Annotated in this window: 13 protein-coding genes and 2 tRNA genes; 12 read left to right on the top strand and 3 right to left on the bottom strand. The window is 72.1% G+C overall.

Annotation, left to right across the window (positions count from 1 at the left end; translation table 11 throughout):
- Positions 1 to 20: 20 nt before the first annotated feature.
- From F1C15_RS04275 to F1C15_RS04260, 4 genes are read left to right on the top strand one after another with little or no spacing between them, the layout of a single operon-like run.
- Positions 21 to 506, top strand: a complete 486-nt coding sequence (locus tag F1C15_RS04275; protein ID WP_056056463.1) for a ribose-5-phosphate isomerase — start codon at positions 21 to 23, stop codon at positions 504 to 506.
- 9 nt (positions 507 to 515) lie between these two features.
- A complete protein-coding gene (locus F1C15_RS04270) occupies positions 516 to 1490 on the top strand; it encodes an Fpg/Nei family DNA glycosylase (protein WP_185233169.1) in 975 nt (324 codons plus the stop codon).
- Between the two features lie 13 nt (positions 1491 to 1503).
- Complete coding sequence (locus tag F1C15_RS04265; RefSeq protein ID WP_185233166.1) at positions 1504 to 2121, top strand: FMN-binding negative transcriptional regulator; 618 nt, start codon at positions 1504 to 1506, stop codon at positions 2119 to 2121.
- A complete protein-coding gene (locus F1C15_RS04260; RefSeq protein WP_185233162.1) occupies positions 2118 to 3617 on the top strand; it encodes an amidohydrolase in 1500 nt (499 codons plus the stop codon). The genes F1C15_RS04265 and F1C15_RS04260 overlap by 4 nt, the downstream gene beginning before the upstream one ends.
- Positions 3618 to 3689: 72 nt before the next feature.
- On the opposite strand, the gene F1C15_RS04255 is transcribed toward F1C15_RS04260, so the two are convergent.
- Positions 3690 to 4178 carry a Dps family protein gene (locus tag F1C15_RS04255; protein ID WP_056056459.1) on the bottom strand — a complete coding sequence of 163 codons (489 nt, stop codon included), beginning with the start codon at positions 4176 to 4178 and terminating at the stop codon, positions 3690 to 3692.
- Between the two features lie 217 nt (positions 4179 to 4395).
- On the opposite strand from F1C15_RS04255, the gene F1C15_RS04250 reads away from it, so the two are divergent.
- Both F1C15_RS04250 and F1C15_RS04245 read left to right on the top strand, forming a co-directional pair.
- Positions 4396 to 5988, top strand: a complete 1593-nt coding sequence (locus F1C15_RS04250) for a sensor histidine kinase (protein ID WP_185233159.1) — start codon at positions 4396 to 4398, stop codon at positions 5986 to 5988.
- A gap of 9 nt (positions 5989 to 5997) precedes the next feature.
- Positions 5998 to 6663: a response regulator transcription factor gene (locus F1C15_RS04245; RefSeq protein WP_185233156.1), complete on the top strand. Its 666-nt coding sequence runs from the start codon at positions 5998 to 6000 to the stop codon at positions 6661 to 6663.
- Positions 6664 to 6703: 40 nt separating this feature from the next.
- On the opposite strand, the gene F1C15_RS04240 is transcribed toward F1C15_RS04245, so the two are convergent.
- Positions 6704 to 7492 (bottom strand): SGNH/GDSL hydrolase family protein, encoded by a 789-nt coding sequence (locus F1C15_RS04240; protein WP_185233153.1) that lies wholly within the window; start codon positions 7490 to 7492, stop codon positions 6704 to 6706.
- 146 nt (positions 7493 to 7638) lie between these two features.
- On the opposite strand from F1C15_RS04240, the gene F1C15_RS04235 reads away from it, so the two are divergent.
- Complete coding sequence (locus tag F1C15_RS04235) at positions 7639 to 9438, top strand: acyltransferase (RefSeq protein ID WP_185233149.1); 1800 nt, start codon at positions 7639 to 7641, stop codon at positions 9436 to 9438.
- 161 nt (positions 9439 to 9599) lie between these two features.
- Here the strand turns inward: F1C15_RS04235 and F1C15_RS04230 are convergent.
- Positions 9600 to 9670, bottom strand: a tRNA-Gly gene (locus F1C15_RS04230).
- 151 nt (positions 9671 to 9821) lie between these two features.
- On the opposite strand from F1C15_RS04230, the gene F1C15_RS04225 reads away from it, so the two are divergent.
- From F1C15_RS04225 to clpX, 5 genes are all read left to right on the top strand, one after another.
- Positions 9822 to 9894: transfer RNA gene (locus tag F1C15_RS04225), tRNA-Pro, on the top strand.
- A 64-nt stretch (positions 9895 to 9958) separates the two neighbouring features.
- Positions 9959 to 11281 (top strand): trigger factor, encoded by a 1323-nt coding sequence (gene tig / locus F1C15_RS04220; RefSeq protein ID WP_056056454.1) that lies wholly within the window; start codon positions 9959 to 9961, stop codon positions 11279 to 11281.
- A 160-nt stretch (positions 11282 to 11441) separates the two neighbouring features.
- Positions 11442 to 12029: an ATP-dependent Clp protease proteolytic subunit gene (locus tag F1C15_RS04215; protein WP_056056453.1), complete on the top strand. Its 588-nt coding sequence runs from the start codon at positions 11442 to 11444 to the stop codon at positions 12027 to 12029.
- Between the two features lie 37 nt (positions 12030 to 12066).
- The gene (locus tag F1C15_RS04210) at positions 12067 to 12729 is read left to right on the top strand and encodes an ATP-dependent Clp protease proteolytic subunit (RefSeq protein ID WP_056056452.1); all 663 of its coding nucleotides are present in this window, start codon (positions 12067 to 12069) and stop codon (positions 12727 to 12729) included.
- A gap of 210 nt (positions 12730 to 12939) precedes the next feature.
- Positions 12940 to 14220, top strand: a complete 1281-nt coding sequence (gene clpX / locus F1C15_RS04205; RefSeq protein ID WP_056056451.1) for an ATP-dependent Clp protease ATP-binding subunit ClpX — start codon at positions 12940 to 12942, stop codon at positions 14218 to 14220.
- Positions 14221 to 14294: the final 74 nt, after the last annotated feature.

Here is a 14294-nt window from a genome sequence, read left to right as displayed (position 1 = left end):
GCCGTCCTAGGATCGAGGTCATGCGCATCCACGTCGCGACCGATCACGCCGGTCTCGAGTTCAGCACCACGGTCATCGAGCACCTGAGCCGGGCCGGCCACGACGTCACCGACCACGGGCCGACGAGCTACGAGCCCCTCGACGACTACCCCTCCTTCTGCATCGCCGCGGCCCGCGCCGTCGTTCGCGACCAGCGGGCGGGGCACGAGGCCCTCGGCGTCGTCTTCGGCGGGTCGGGCAACGGCGAGCAGATCGCCGCGAACAAGGTCGAGGGGGTCCGGGCCGCGCTGGTCTGGAACGACTCCACGGCGAAGCTGGCGCGTCAGCACAACGACGCCAACGTCATCGCCATCGGTGCGCGCCAGCACACCGAGGAGGAGGCCCTGGCCTTCATCGACGCCTTCGTGGCCGAGCCGTTCACGCACGACGAGCGCCACGTCCGCCGCATCGCGCAGCTCGCGGAGTACGAGACGACCGGGGCCATCGCCGGCCACCCGGTCGACTAGGGGCGACGCGTGCCCGAGGGCCACTCCGTCCACCGCATCGCCAACCAGTTCGCCCAGACCTTCGTCGGCCACCGCGTCGCGGTGAGCTCGCCCCAGGGCCGCTTCACCGCCGGTGCGGAGAAGCTCGACGGCGCGACCATGGTCGACGCGAAGGCGGTCGGCAAGCAGATGTTCCTCGAGTTCGACAACGGGCTCTGGCTGCACGTGCACCTCGGGCTCTACGGTGCCTGGGACTTCGCGGGCGACATCGCGACCGGCGCCTCCATGGCGGAGTCGCGCACGCGGCGTTCCGCCACCCGCAAGGCCGAGAACGCCCCCGACGACGACGGCGAGCACTCGATGGCGAGCATCGGGGCGCCGCGCCGCAGCCGCGTGCGCATGGCCGAGCAGGAGAAGGCGGAGGACGACATCGAGTCGTTCCCGCCCGAGCCCGTCGGCCAGGTGCGGGTGCGCCTGCTGAGCGAGACGGCGGTCGGCGACCTGCGAGGCCCGACCAAGTGCGAGGTCCTCGACGACGCGGGCGTCGACGCCGCCGTCGCGAAGCTCGGCCCCGACCCTCTGGTCGACTCCCCGAAGAAGGGCAGCGACCGGTTCGTCACGACGGTGCGGAAGAAGCGCACGCCGATCGGCCTGCTGCTGATGGACCAGAGCGTCGTGAGCGGCATCGGCAACATCTACCGGGCCGAGCTGCTCTTCCGCGCCCGTCTCGACCCGCACACCCCCGGCAACCAGGTGCCGGAGGACGTCCTGAGGGCCCTGTACAAGGACTGGACGAAGCTCCTGAAGAGCGGCGTCGAGCTCGGCCAGATGATGACGATGGACGGCCTGACGAAGGCGCAGCACGCGAAGGCGCTGCGCAGCCGGGCCGACCGCCACTGGGTCTACCACCGCGAGGGCCTGCCCTGCCGGGTCTGCGGCACGAACGTCGTGATGGAGATGGCCGCGGGGCGGAAGCTCTACTGGTGCCCGGTCGACCAGGTCTGACAGGCTCGGTCGCATGAGGCACACCCCGCACTGCGTGCTGTCCGACGTCGCCGAGGTCGCGCGCCTCGTGCGCGAGAACCCCTGGGCGACGATCGTGGCCCACACGGCGGAGGGCCTGGTCGCGTCGCACTACCCGGTCGTCCTCGAGGAGACCGACGACGGGTCGCTCTCGCTCGTCAGCCACGTCGGCCGCCCCGACGAGCGCAGCCTCGAGCTGGGCCAGGGCGAGGTGATGATCATCATCCAGGGCCCGCACGGCTACGTCTCGCCCGGCTGGTACCCGGCGGAGCAGATCATCCCGACCTGGAACCACGTCACCGCCCATCTGTGGGCCACCCCCGAGATCCTCTCCGACGACGAGAACTTCCGGGTGCTCGGCGAGCTCGTCGACCACTTCGAGCGCGTGATGCCCGAGCCCAGCTCGCTGCAGCTCGACGAGGAGGGGGCGCGCCGGGTCGCCCGCGGCACGGTGGGCGTCCGACTCCGCGTGACCCGGTTCGACGCCCGCCTGAAGCTCAGCCAGAACAAGCCGCCCGAGGTCGTCGACCGCATCGTCGCCGAGCTCGAGCACGGCGAGCACTACGCGCAGCCGGCGCTCGCGGCCGAGATGCGCCGGGTGCACCCCCGATGAGCCCAGAGCCCGAGGAGGCGCGGGCCGTCCTCCTGACGAACGCCCGCCTCGTCGGCACCGACGGCTCCGCTCCCGTCGACGCCCTCCTCGACGGCGGGGTCGTCGTCGAGCTCGCGCCCCGGGGCGAGCTCGCGTCGCCCGTCGGCGCCGAGGTCGTCGACCTCGAGGGCCGGTGGCTCGGCCCCGGCCTCTGGGACTCCCACGCGCACCTCGACCAGTGGGCGCTCGTGCGCCGCCGCCTCGACGTCGGCGGGGCGACCAGCGCCGCGGAGGCCGCGGCCCTCGTCGGGGCGCGCCTCCGCGAGGCGCCGCCCGCGCCCGGGGAGCCCCTGGTCGGCTACGGCTTCCGTGACGCGCTCTGGCCCGACCAGCCGCACCGGGCGCTCCTCGACGCCGTCAGCGGCGACGTGCCGGTCGTGCTGGTCAGCGCCGACCTGCACGCGGCCTGGCTCGACAGCGCCGCGCTGGCCGCCCACGGGCACGCCGGCCACGAGACGGGCCTGCTGCGCGAGCAGGACGCGTTCGCCGTGTCGACCGCTGTCAGCGCGGTCAGCGACGCCGTCCTCGACGGCTGGGTGGGCGACGCCGTCGCCGCCGCGGCCGCGCGGGGCGTCGTCGGCGTCGTCGACCTCGAGATGTCGTTCTCGCTCGACCGATGGGCCCGTCGCGTCCGGGGCGGCGTCGACCAGCTGCGGGTGCGCTGCGGCGTCTACCCCCACGACCTCGAGGTGGCCGTCGAGCGGGGGCTCCGCACGGGCGACGTGGTGCCGGGCACCCGGGGGCTCGTCACGGTGGGGCCGGCGAAGATCATCACCGACGGGTCGCTCAACACGCGCACCGCGTGGTGCCACGACCCGTACCCGGGGCTGAGCGGTCCGGGCGCGAGCGGGGTCGCGAGCTACGACCAGGGCGACCTCGTCGCGTGGATGCGCCGCGCCTCCTCGGCGGGCCTCGTGCCGGCCGTGCACGCGATCGGCGACCGGGCGAACGAGCGGGCCCTCGACGCGTTCGAGGCCGTGGGCTGCCGCGGCAGCGTCGAGCACGCGCAGCTGCTGAGCGGGGCCGACGTCGCGCGGTTCGCCGGCCTCGGCGTCGTCGCCAGCGTGCAGCCCGAGCACGCGATGGACGACCGCGACGTCGCGGACGCCCTCTGGGTCGGCCGCACCGATCGTGCCTTCGCGCTGGCGTCGCTCGTCGCGGCCGGCGTCGAGCTGCGCCTCGGGTCGGACGCCCCGGTGGCTCCGCTCGACCCGTGGGTGACGATGGCGGCCGCCGTCTCGCGGTCGCGCGACGGCCGTGCCGCCTGGCACCCCGAGCAGCGGATCGGGGCACGGGCCGCGCTGCTCGCCTCGGTCGACGGGCAGGGGCTCGTCCGTGCGGGCCGTGTCGCCGACCTCGTCGTCACGGAGGCCGACCCGCTCGCGGCCGACGACCTCCGCGGGTTCCCGGTCGCCGCGACCCTCGTCGGCGGCCGGTTCACGCACCGCACGCCCTGACGACGGAGGCCGCCGCCCCGGTGGGGGCGGCGGCCTCTCGTCAGGCAGGTGCCGGGGTCAGCCGACGTCGGCTCAGCCGGCGACGTGCGCCGCGAGGAACCAGCGGTCCTTCTCGAGGCCGCGTGAGATCTCGATCGCGACGTCCTGGCTGGAGGCGTCGAGCTCGCCGAGCTCGTCGATGGCGGTGCGGACGCCGACCAGGGCGGCGTCGATCTGGGCGACCAGCTCGGCGATCGTGCGGTCGATCTGGTTGAAGCCGGGCGACGTCGTGGGGATCGAGGTCTTCGCGGCGACGGTCTCGATGCGCGCGTCGACGGGGAGGCCGAGGGCGACGACGCGCTCGGCGGCCAGGTCGGCCCACTCGCGGGCGTGGTCGACGACGACGTCGATGAGCTCGTGCACGGCGACGAAGGCGATGCCCCGGACGTGCCAGTGCGCCTGCTTGCCGTTGACGGAGAGGGCGGTCAGGTCGGTGACGATCGGGCTGAGGAACTGGGCGACGCCGGCGGCGACGTCCGGGTCGACGGAGCCCTGGGGAACGGTGATGCGGAGATCGGTCATGACGAGTCCTTTCCTAGACGATGGGTGCAACGCTATTCGGCTGAGGGGATTCCGCAAGCAAGCTGAGGCTGCACTTCGTGAGGGTCGCCTGCCCTCACCGGCGCCGGCCGCGGCCCCGTCGGGGCCGCTCGTCCGGGTCGCAGCGGGGGATAACCCCACCGGGCGTCCGGGCGCTGGCACCATGGGGAGCGAGGCCCGGACCCGCGAGGCTCGTCCCATGACCCAGGAGCGCCCCATCACCGTCCAGAACCCCTACCTGTCGCCGCCCGCCCGCCCGGGCGGCTACCGTCGCCGCTGGCGCGAGCTGCCCCGCGAGCTCGGCTACGTGGCCCTCTCGGCGGTGCTGGTCGTGATCGTGTCGCTGGGCGCCGCGCTGTTCTTCCACGTGCTGAGCGGCTCGAGCGACTCGCTCGTCACCCTCCTCTTCCTCGCCGTGGTCGTCTTCGGCGCCCTCTGGCTGGCCCGCTGGTTCGGCACCTTCGAGGTGTTGCGGCTGCGCTGGGCGAGCGACCGCCCGATCCGCCCCGTGGACTGGACCCCGAACACGGCCTGGGGCCGGTCGAGCTCGCGCTTCGTCCGCGCCGTGTCGGTCTTCGCGAACCCGCACTACTGGCTGTACCTGCTCTACGCGCTGATCATCTTCCCGACCGTCGCGGGCGTGACGACCTTCCTGCTCGCCCTGCTGCTGGGCGGCCCCCTCCTGCTCGTGCTCGGCATCGTGCTGTTCTTCGGCGCCGTCACCCCGTTCCCGCTCGGCGACTGGCCGTCGGCGATCGGCGCCGGCGGGGCCGCCGCCCTGGTGATCGTGGCCCTCGCCGTCTTCGCCGGCGTGGTGCTCGTCTACCCGTACGTGGTGCACGCCGCGGTCGTGGTGCACCAGGCGATCGCCGCCGCCGTGCTCGGCGGGTTCCGCTCCGAGCAGCTCGAGGTCGAGCTGGCCGACCGCGAGATCTCGCGCACCGCGGCGCTCTCCGCCGAGGGCACGGCGCTCCGTCGCCTCGAGCGTGACATCCACGACGGGCCGCAGCAGCGGCTCGTGCGCCTCCAGATGGACCTCGCCGCCGCCGCCCGCGCCGTCGACGGCGACCCGGAGAAGAGCAAGGCCCTGATCGAGGAGGCGCGGGTGCAGTCCCGCGAGGCCCTCGAGGAGCTGCGCGCCCTCTCCCGCGGGTTCGCCCCGCCGCTGCTGCTCGACCGAGGCCTCGTCGCCGCGCTCGAGTCGCTCGTCGACCGCGCCGTCATCTCGACGACGCTGGTGAACCGGGTGCCCGCCCACGTGGTGGTGCCCGCCGACATCGAGCGCAACGCCTACTTCATCGCGTCGGAGCTCGTGACGAACATCGGCAAGCACTCGGAGGCCAGCTCGGCCGACCTCGCGCTCCGCACCCGCACCGCCCCCGACGGCGTCGGCACCCTGCTCGAGCTCGTCGTCACCGACGACGGCCGCGGCGGCGCGGGCCTCCGCGACGGGCACGGCCTCGCCGGGGTCCAGGAGCGCCTCGTGGGGCTCGGCGGCTTCCTCGACATCTCCAGCCCGCAGGGCGGCCCGACCATCGTGACCGTGAGCATCCCGCTGGTGACCGACCTCGGCAGCTCTGTCGCGCCTCCCTCGGCGGATTCCCCGACCACGGCGGAACCGACGCCGACCGCGGCGACGCCGGGCACGTCGCCCACCCTGCCGCTGCCCCCGTACGCCGCCGTGACCGAACCGCTGCCCGACGTGTCGCCGACCGCCGTGACCGAGCCGCTGCCCCGCGGTGCGGGCCGTGGTCGAGGTCGAGGCGCGACGGGCGGGTCGACGGCTCCCTAGACTGCCGGGATGACCGACGGCCCCCTCGACCCCGCCCTCCGCGTCGCGGTCGCCGACGACTCCGTGCTGCTGCGCGAGGGCCTGGTGCGGCTGCTCGACGAGCTGGGGGTGGCGGTCGTGGGGGCCTTCGGCGACGCGGACTCGCTGCTCGCCGACCTCGACGCCGTCGCCCCGGACGTCGCCGTGCTCGACGTCCGCATGCCGCCGACCCACACCGACGAGGGGGTGCGGGCGGCGATCGAGATCCGTCGCCGGCGCCCGCAGACCTGCATCCTGCTGCTCTCGCAGTACGTCGAGGTCGCCTACGCCCGCGACCTCCTCGAGTCGGGCTCGGGCGGCGTCGGCTACCTGCTGAAGGACCGCATCGCGTCGATCGACGAGTTCCGCGACGCCCTCGAGCGCGTCGCCGCCGGCGGCACGGTGCTCGACCCGCAGGTCGTCTCGCAGCTGCTCGGGCGCCGCAGTGACCCGCTCTCGGCCCTCACGCCCCGCGAGCGCGAGGTGCTGACCCTCATGGCCGAGGGCCGCACGAACGCGGCGATCGCCGCACAGCTCGTGATCGGCACGGGCGCCGTCGAGAAGAACGTCACGTCGATCTTCCAGAAGCTCTTGCTGGAGGACAGCGGGACGGACCACCGCCGCGTGCTGGCGGTGCTGGCCTACCTGCAGCGCTAGGGGCGGGCGGGGCGCGACCCGCACCGCGCCTCCCCGGGGGTCAGCTGCCGCCGTCGACGCTCCCCGGCGCGACCCCGTCGGGCGTGCCCTCGACGGGCCCCTCGTCGGCCCGGAGCACCTCGGGGGCGGCGCCGACGTCGAGGATGGTCTCGCGGAGCGACCGGCCGAGCCGCTCGTAGCCGGCCGTGGTCGGGTGGATGCCGTCGACGCTGGCCCCGGGCACCCAGGCCTCGCCCGAGCGCACGGTGCGCCACGGGTCGACGAAGACGTGGTCGGTCGTCGCGACCCAGCGCTCGAGGTCGCGCTCGTAGCGGGCGGCGGCCGAGGGGTCGCGGTCGTACGGGGGGATGGCGGCCACGACGACCTCGCGCGCGCCGACGGTGTCGATGATGGACTCGTACGACGCCCGGGCCGCCGAGAACGAGACTCCCGTGCGCACGTCGTTCGTGCCCGACATCAGCACGAGGACGTCGACGTCGGCGACGGGCTGCACGGCGGCGGCCTGCTGCTCGACCGTGCTGCCGCCCCGCGCCCAGCCGCCGACGTACTCGACGCCGTCGCCCTGCGCGTACGTCATCCACGTGTCGGCGTCGAGCCCGTCGCTGAGCAGGCGACCGCCGCCGGCCGTGAGCGAGTCGCCCACGATCGCGACCCGGACGCCGTGGCCGTCGCCCGCCGCGACGGGCACGAGCGTGCTGGCCGCGCCCGGCGCGGCCGCGGATACCCGAGCGGGGGAGGCGGTGGTCACGGCCCCCGCGGAGCAGCCGGTCGTCAGCAGGGCCAGCGCCGCGCCCACGAGCGCGACGCGGGCGGGGGTCGCGCGGTCCATGGGTCGATCGTGCCGCATCGCGGGAGCCTCCACGTACACCGTCGGGATGACATCTGCGCTCACTGGCACGGTCAGCATCATGAGACATATTACGATGGTGGGTCTGTGGGTCCGGACGGGGCCTCGACGACGATCGGAGCACCACCGTGGTCCCCTTCCGCTACCGGGCCGAGCTCGACGGGCTCCGGGCCGTCGCGATCCTCACGACGATGTGGTCGCACGCGGGGTTCCGGGGGCTGAGCGGCTCGGGCATCGACTTCTTCTTCGTCATCAGCGGCTACCTCGCCACGAGCATCGCGCTGCGCGACCGCGACCTCGGGCGCTTCGGGGTCGGTCGCTACCTCGTCCGCCGGGCCCGCCGCATCCTCCCCGCCCTCGTCGTCGTCATGTTGGCGACCCTGCCCGTGGCCGTGCTCGTGATGCTGCCCGACGAGCTCGAGAACTACGGGCAGTCGCTGGTGGCGACGCTGGCCTCGGGCAACAACGTGCTGCTCTGGCTGACCTCCGGCTACTGGGACCTCGCCTCCGACTTCAAGCCCTTCCTGCACACCTGGAGCCTCGGCGTCGAGGAGCAGTTCTACCTGCTCTTCCCCCTCGTGCTCGTCGTCGCTCCGCGGGTGCCCGCCCGGGTGCGGACGATCGCGCTGGTCGCGGCGACGCTCGCCAGCCTCGTCCTGGCCCTGCACCAGGGGCTCGTCGACGTCGACTCGGCCTACTACCTCCTGCCCGCGCGGGCGTGGGAGATCCTCGTCGGCTGTCTGCTCGCGGTGGGTGCTCGTCGGGGGTGGCGCTGGCTCGTCGCCGTGCCCGACGGCCGGGCGCGCTGGCTCGCGCTGCTCGGCCTGGGTCTCGTCGTGGCCTCGCTGGTCGGGGCCCCGGCCGAGGAGGGGTTCCGCCTGCCGGTCGTGGCGGCGGCCGTGGCGGGCGTGGCGCTCGTCATCGCGTTCGCGCGCTCCGGGTCGCCGGTGACGCGCCTCCTCTCGGCCCGGCCGCTCGTCGCGGTGGGGGTCGTCACCTTCAGCGTCTACCTGTGGCACCAGCCCCTCTTCGTGTTCGCCCGCGTGCTGACGCCCGAGGCCCCGCCGGCCTGGCTCTTCGTCGTGCTCATGGCCGTCGCGCTGGGCGTGGGCTGGCTGTCGTGGCGGTTCGTGGAGGAGCCCTTCCGCCGCCCCGCGCGGATGTCGCTCCGACGGTTCGTGCCGGTGGTGGGCGGGGGAGTCGCGGTGGTCGTCGTCGCCGGAGCCGTGCTCGCCGGGTCGGGCGGCCTGCCCGCACGGCTCGGCGAGGACCCGGCCGAGGCCTCGATCGACTACAACCGGCGGATCAGCGAGACGGGCCGCGAGCCCTTCGACCGGCCCGGCGCGACGAACGTGCTCGTGGTGGGCGACAGCTGGTCGCGCGACCTGGCGAACAGCGTGCTCGAGACGTACCCGCGGGCCGACCTCGAGCTGCGGCACCTGCACGGCCCGTCCTTCGACGCGGGGGTCTGCTTCCGCGCCGCGAACCCCGAGCTCGAGGGGTCGGCGCTCTGGGCGGGCGCCAACGTGGTGCTGGTGTCGATCGGCGACGAGTACGAGCCCTGCCTGCGAGGCGAGCTCGCGAGCATGACGGCGGAGGGCAAGGCGGTCTTCTACGGCGGGCCGAAGAACTTCGGCGACAACCTCAACTGGGTGGTGCAGCGCCGCGGCGACGACCGTGCCGGCCTGACGAACCGGCTGCCGGGGTGGGTGGCCGAGCGCGAGGCGAGCTCGTCGGCCCTCGTGCCGGCCGAGCACTACGTGTCGTGGAGCCCCCTGTGGCGGGACGGGCGCACGCCGATCACGGACGACTCGGGCGCCCTGCTGTCACCCGACCGCGTCCACTTCACCCGGGCCGGCGCGACCCTCTTCGGCGACGCCCTCCGCGCCTCCCCCCTCGACGCCTACTTCGCCCCCCTCGACCACTGACCGAGGGCCCGCAGGGTCGCGCGAACGCGACCTGCACCGGAGGCGCCGACCGAGCACGACATCGGCGTCGCCTACGCGACGGACGAGGCAGAACAACGCCCGGAGGAAGATTCATTCACGTCGCCGAAGGCGACGGACGCCGGAGGCGTCGAACCCATACGAGGGGATGACGGGAATCGAACCCGCGCCATCAGTTTGGAAGACTGAGGCTCTACCATTGAGCTACATCCCCGGAGCGGCCGTGCCGCAGCGGTGGCACCAACTATAAACCATGGGCTCGGCCCGCTCAGTCACGGGCGGCCGTGGGTCGGCTAGACTCACCGAGGCCTGTTCCCACCCGACCTCAACGGGGTGACCGGGGGCGGGCCGAGTCAGGTGATGCACGGGGCGTAGCGTAGTGGCTAGCGCGTCCGTTTTGGGGGCGGAAGATCGCAGGTTCGAGTCCTGTCGCCCCGACAGTCGTCTACCCCCGCTGTCTCGGTCGTGAGTTCAGCGCCACCAACACAGGAGAAGCCCTACATTGGTCCAGACCACGGTTGAGAAGCTCAGCCCCACGCGCGTCAAGCTCAACATCGTCGTCACCCCCGACGAGCTGAAGCCCAGCGTCACGCACGCCTACGGTCACATCGCCGAGTCGATCAACATCCCCGGCTTCCGCAAGGGCAAGGTGCCGCCGCCCATCATCGACCAGCGCGTCGGTCGCGAAGAGGTCCTGAACCACGCGGTCAGCGAGAGCCTCGACAAGTTCTACCGCGAGGCCGTCGCCGAGACCGAGATCCGCGTCCTCGGCCGCCCCGAGGCGGACGTCGTGGCCTGGCCCGACGTCAAGGACTTCTCGGGCGACCTGACGATCGCCGTCGAGGTCGACGTGCGCCCCGACTTCGACCTGCCCGACTACGAGGGCCTCGAGCTCACGGTCGACAGCGTCGAGATCTCCGACGAGGAGGTCGACGAAGAGCTGTCGAACCTGCGCACGCGCTTCGGCACGCTCGTCACGGTCGACCGTCCCGCGACGACGGGCGACTTCGCCCAGATCGACCTCACCGCCACCATCGGCGACGACGAGGTCGACTCGGCCAAGGGCATCTCGTACGAGATCGGCTCCGGCGAGCTCATCGAGGGCATCGACGAGGCCCTCGAGTCGCTGACCGCCGGTGAGAGCACCACCTTCGAGTCGAAGCTGCTCGGCGGCGACCGCGAGGGCGAGACGGCTCAGATCGCCGTCACCGTCACCGCCGTCAAGGAGCGCGAGCTGCCCGAGGCCGACGACGACTTCGCGCAGATCGCCAGCCAGTTCGACACGATCGACGAGCTCAAGGGCGACCTCAAGGAGCAGCTGGCCAAGTCGAAGACCTTCGGTCAGGGAGCCCAGGCGCGTGACCAGGTCGTCGAGAAGCTGCTCGAGGCCGTCGAGATCCCCGTCCCGGAGAAGCTCGTCGAGGACGAGGTGCACCGTCACCTCGAGCAGGAGAACCGCCTCGAGGACGAGGAGCACCGTGCCGAGGTGAAGGAGAGCAGCGAGAAGGCCTTCCGCAACCAGATCCTCCTCGACGCGATCGCCGAGAAGGAAGAGGTCAAGGTCGAGCAGGACGAGCTCACCCAGTACCTGATCCAGGGCGCCGCGCAGTACGGCATGGAGCCCGGCGAGTTCATCAAGGTGCTCGACCAGAACGGCCAGATCCCGGCCATGGTCGGCGAGGTCGCCCGCAGCAAGGCCCTGGCGGTCGTGCTGTCGAAGGCGAAGGTCGTCGACGGCGAGGGCGCCGAGGTCGACCTGTCCGCCTTCACCGCCACGGCGGGCGTCGGCGGCGACGACGACCACGAGGGTCACGACCACGCCTGATCGGGCGTGACGACCGGAGGGCCGGGTGCATCTGCACCCGGCCCTCCGTCGTCTCCCGGGCGCGGCCGGCAGTCAGTTATTGCCGTGGGCGAACAGTCCGGAAGTGCCGCGTTGCACCCGATAGGTTCAACAGCAAGCGACAACGAATGGGAGCTCCACCATGGCCGACGTGACACTGCCCAACAGTGTTTTTGACCGACTGCTCAAAGACCGCATCATCTGGCTCGGGTCCGAGGTGCGCGACGAGAACGCCAACGAGATCGCCGCGAAACTCCTCCTCCTCGCCGCTGAGGACAGCGAGAAGGACATCTACCTGTACATCAACTCGCCCGGCGGGTCGATCACGGCGGGCATGGCCATCTACGACGCGATGGAGTTCGTGCCGAACGACATCGTGACCGTCGGCATCGGCATGGCCGCCTCGATGGGCCAGCTGCTGCTCACCGCCGGCACCAAGGGCAAGCGCTACATCACGCCGAACGCCCGCGTCCTGCTGCACCAGCCCCACGGCGGCTTCGGCGGCACCAGCTCCGACATCCAGACCCAGGCCCAGCTCATCCTCTCGATGAAGCAGCGCCTGGCCGAGATCACGGCGGCGCAGACGGGCAAGACCGTCGAGCAGATCAACGAGGACGGCGACCGCGACCGCTGGTTCACCGCCGAGGAGGCCCTCGAGTACGGCTTCGTCGACCACATCCGCGGTTCGGCCACCGACGTCATCGGCGGCGCCGGCACCGACCAGGACTAGCCCCCACCCGATCATCAGCACAGAAAGAGAAGAACTCATGGAACTCCCGATGATGGGTGGCGCGGGTCGACTGCAGGCCCCCAGCTCCCGGTACATCCTGCCGAGCTTCGAGGAGCGCACGGCCTACGGCTACAAGCGCCAGGACCCGTACGCGAAGCTCTTCGAGGACCGCATCGTCTTCCTCGGCGTGCAGGTCGACGACGCCTCGGCCGACGACATCATGGCCCAGCTGCTCGTGCTCGAGAGCATGGACCCCGACCGCGACATCACTCTCTACATCAACTCGCCCGGTGGCTCGTTCACGGCCATGACGGCCATCTACGACACGATGCAGTACATCCGCCCCGAGATCCAGACGGTGTGCCTCGGCCAGGCGGCGTCCGCCGCGGCCGTGCTGCTCGCGGCCGGCCAGCCCGGCAAGCGCCTCGCCCTGCCCAACGCCCGCGTGCTGATCCACCAGCCCGCGACCGGCGGCAGCAGCGGCGGCCAGGCGTCCGACATCGAGATCCAGGCGAAGGAAGTGCTCCGCATGCGCACCTGGCTGGAGGAGACCCTCTCGAAGCACTCGAACAAGTCGCCGGAAGAGGTCAACCGCGACATCGAGCGCGACAACATCCTGGGTGCCGAGGAGGCGCTGGCCTACGGCCTCGTCGACCAGGTGCTCACCTCGCGCAAGAACCAGCCGGCGCTCACGCGCTGACCCCTGCACCGACCGGCCACCGCCGGTCAGGTACGACGTCGGAGGACCCCGGGCACGCGCCCGGGGTCCTTCGTCGTCCTCCCCGGTGCGCCCGGCGCGGGTCGATCCGGCCCGGAGGGCGGTGCGGGTGCGGGAGTGTCGGACGATCGGGTTAGGCTCGGGGGACGACGGCCGAAAGGGGTCGACGACCAGCTGACAGGGAGGCCGGGCATGGCACGGATCGGTGAGAGCGCAGATCTGCTCAAGTGCTCCTTCTGCGGCAAGAGCCAGAAGCAGGTGCAGCAGCTCATCGCGGGCCCCGGGGTCTACATCTGCGACGAGTGCGTCGAGCTGTGCAACGAGATCATCGAGGAGCGCCTGGCCGAGGCCGGTGAAGAGCCCACGAGCGAGTTCGACCTGCCGAAGCCCCGCGAGATCTACTCGTTCCTCGAGGAGTACGTCATCGGGCAGGACGCCGCGAAGCGCGCCCTCTCGGTGGCCGTCTACAACCACTACAAGCGCATCCGTGCCGCGTCGACGCTGACGGCGGCCGAGTCGCTCGCCGACGAGGTCGAGATCTCGAAGTCGAACATCCTGCTGATCGGCCCGACGGGCTGCGGCAAGACGTACCTCGCCCAGACCCTCGCCAAGCGCCTCAACGTCCCGTTCGCGGTGGCCGACGCGACGGCGCTGACCGAGGCGGGCTACGTCGGCGAGGACGTCGAGAACATCCTCCTCAAGCTCATCCAGGCGGCGGACTACGACGTCAAGCGCGCCGAGACCGGCATCATCTACATCGACGAGATCGACAAGATCGCCCGCAAGGCCGAGAACCCGTCGATCACCCGTGACGTGTCGGGCGAGGGCGTCCAGCAGGCCCTGCTGAAGATCCTCGAGGGCACCGTCGCGTCCGTCCCGCCGCAGGGCGGTCGCAAGCACCCGCACCAGGAGTTCATCCAGGTCGACACCACCAACGTCCTCTTCATCGTCGCCGGAGCGTTCGCCGGCCTGGAGGACATCATCAGCAACCGGGCCGGCAAGCGCGGCATCGGCTTCGGGGCTCCCCTCCACAGCAAGGAGGACGAGGCGGCCCTGTTCAGCGAGGTCCTCCCCGAAGACCTGCACAAGTTCGGCCTGATCCCCGAGTTCATCGGCCGCCTCCCGGTGGTGACGACGGTCACGCAGCTCGACCAGGCAGCCCTGATGCAGATCCTGACCGAGCCGAAGAACGCCCTCGTGCGCCAGTACCAGCGCATGTTCGAGATCGACGGCGTCGAGCTCGAGTTCGACAGCGCCGCCCTCGAGGCGATCGCCGACCTCGCCGTCCTCCGCCAGACGGGGGCCCGCGGGCTCCGGGCCATCCTGGAAGAGGTCCTCGGGCCGATCATGTTCGACGTGCCCTCCGACGACACGGTCGGCAAGGTCGTCGTCACTCGCGCCTCCGTCATGGAGAACGCGGCGCCGACCATCGTTCCGCGCCTCGTCGAGCAGCGCACGGAGAAGTCCGCCTAGCGCGCAGCCCTCGACGTCGACCGCCCTGCGGGCCGACGTCACCCGGAGAGCCCGACCGACGAGGTCGGGCTCTT

The organism is Frigoribacterium sp. NBH87, from assembly GCF_014217665.1.
Taxonomy (GTDB): domain Bacteria; phylum Actinomycetota; class Actinomycetes; order Actinomycetales; family Microbacteriaceae; genus Frigoribacterium; species Frigoribacterium endophyticum.
Note: the sequence above shows the minus strand (reverse complement) of the source record. Positions and strands in the feature narration are given on the sequence as shown.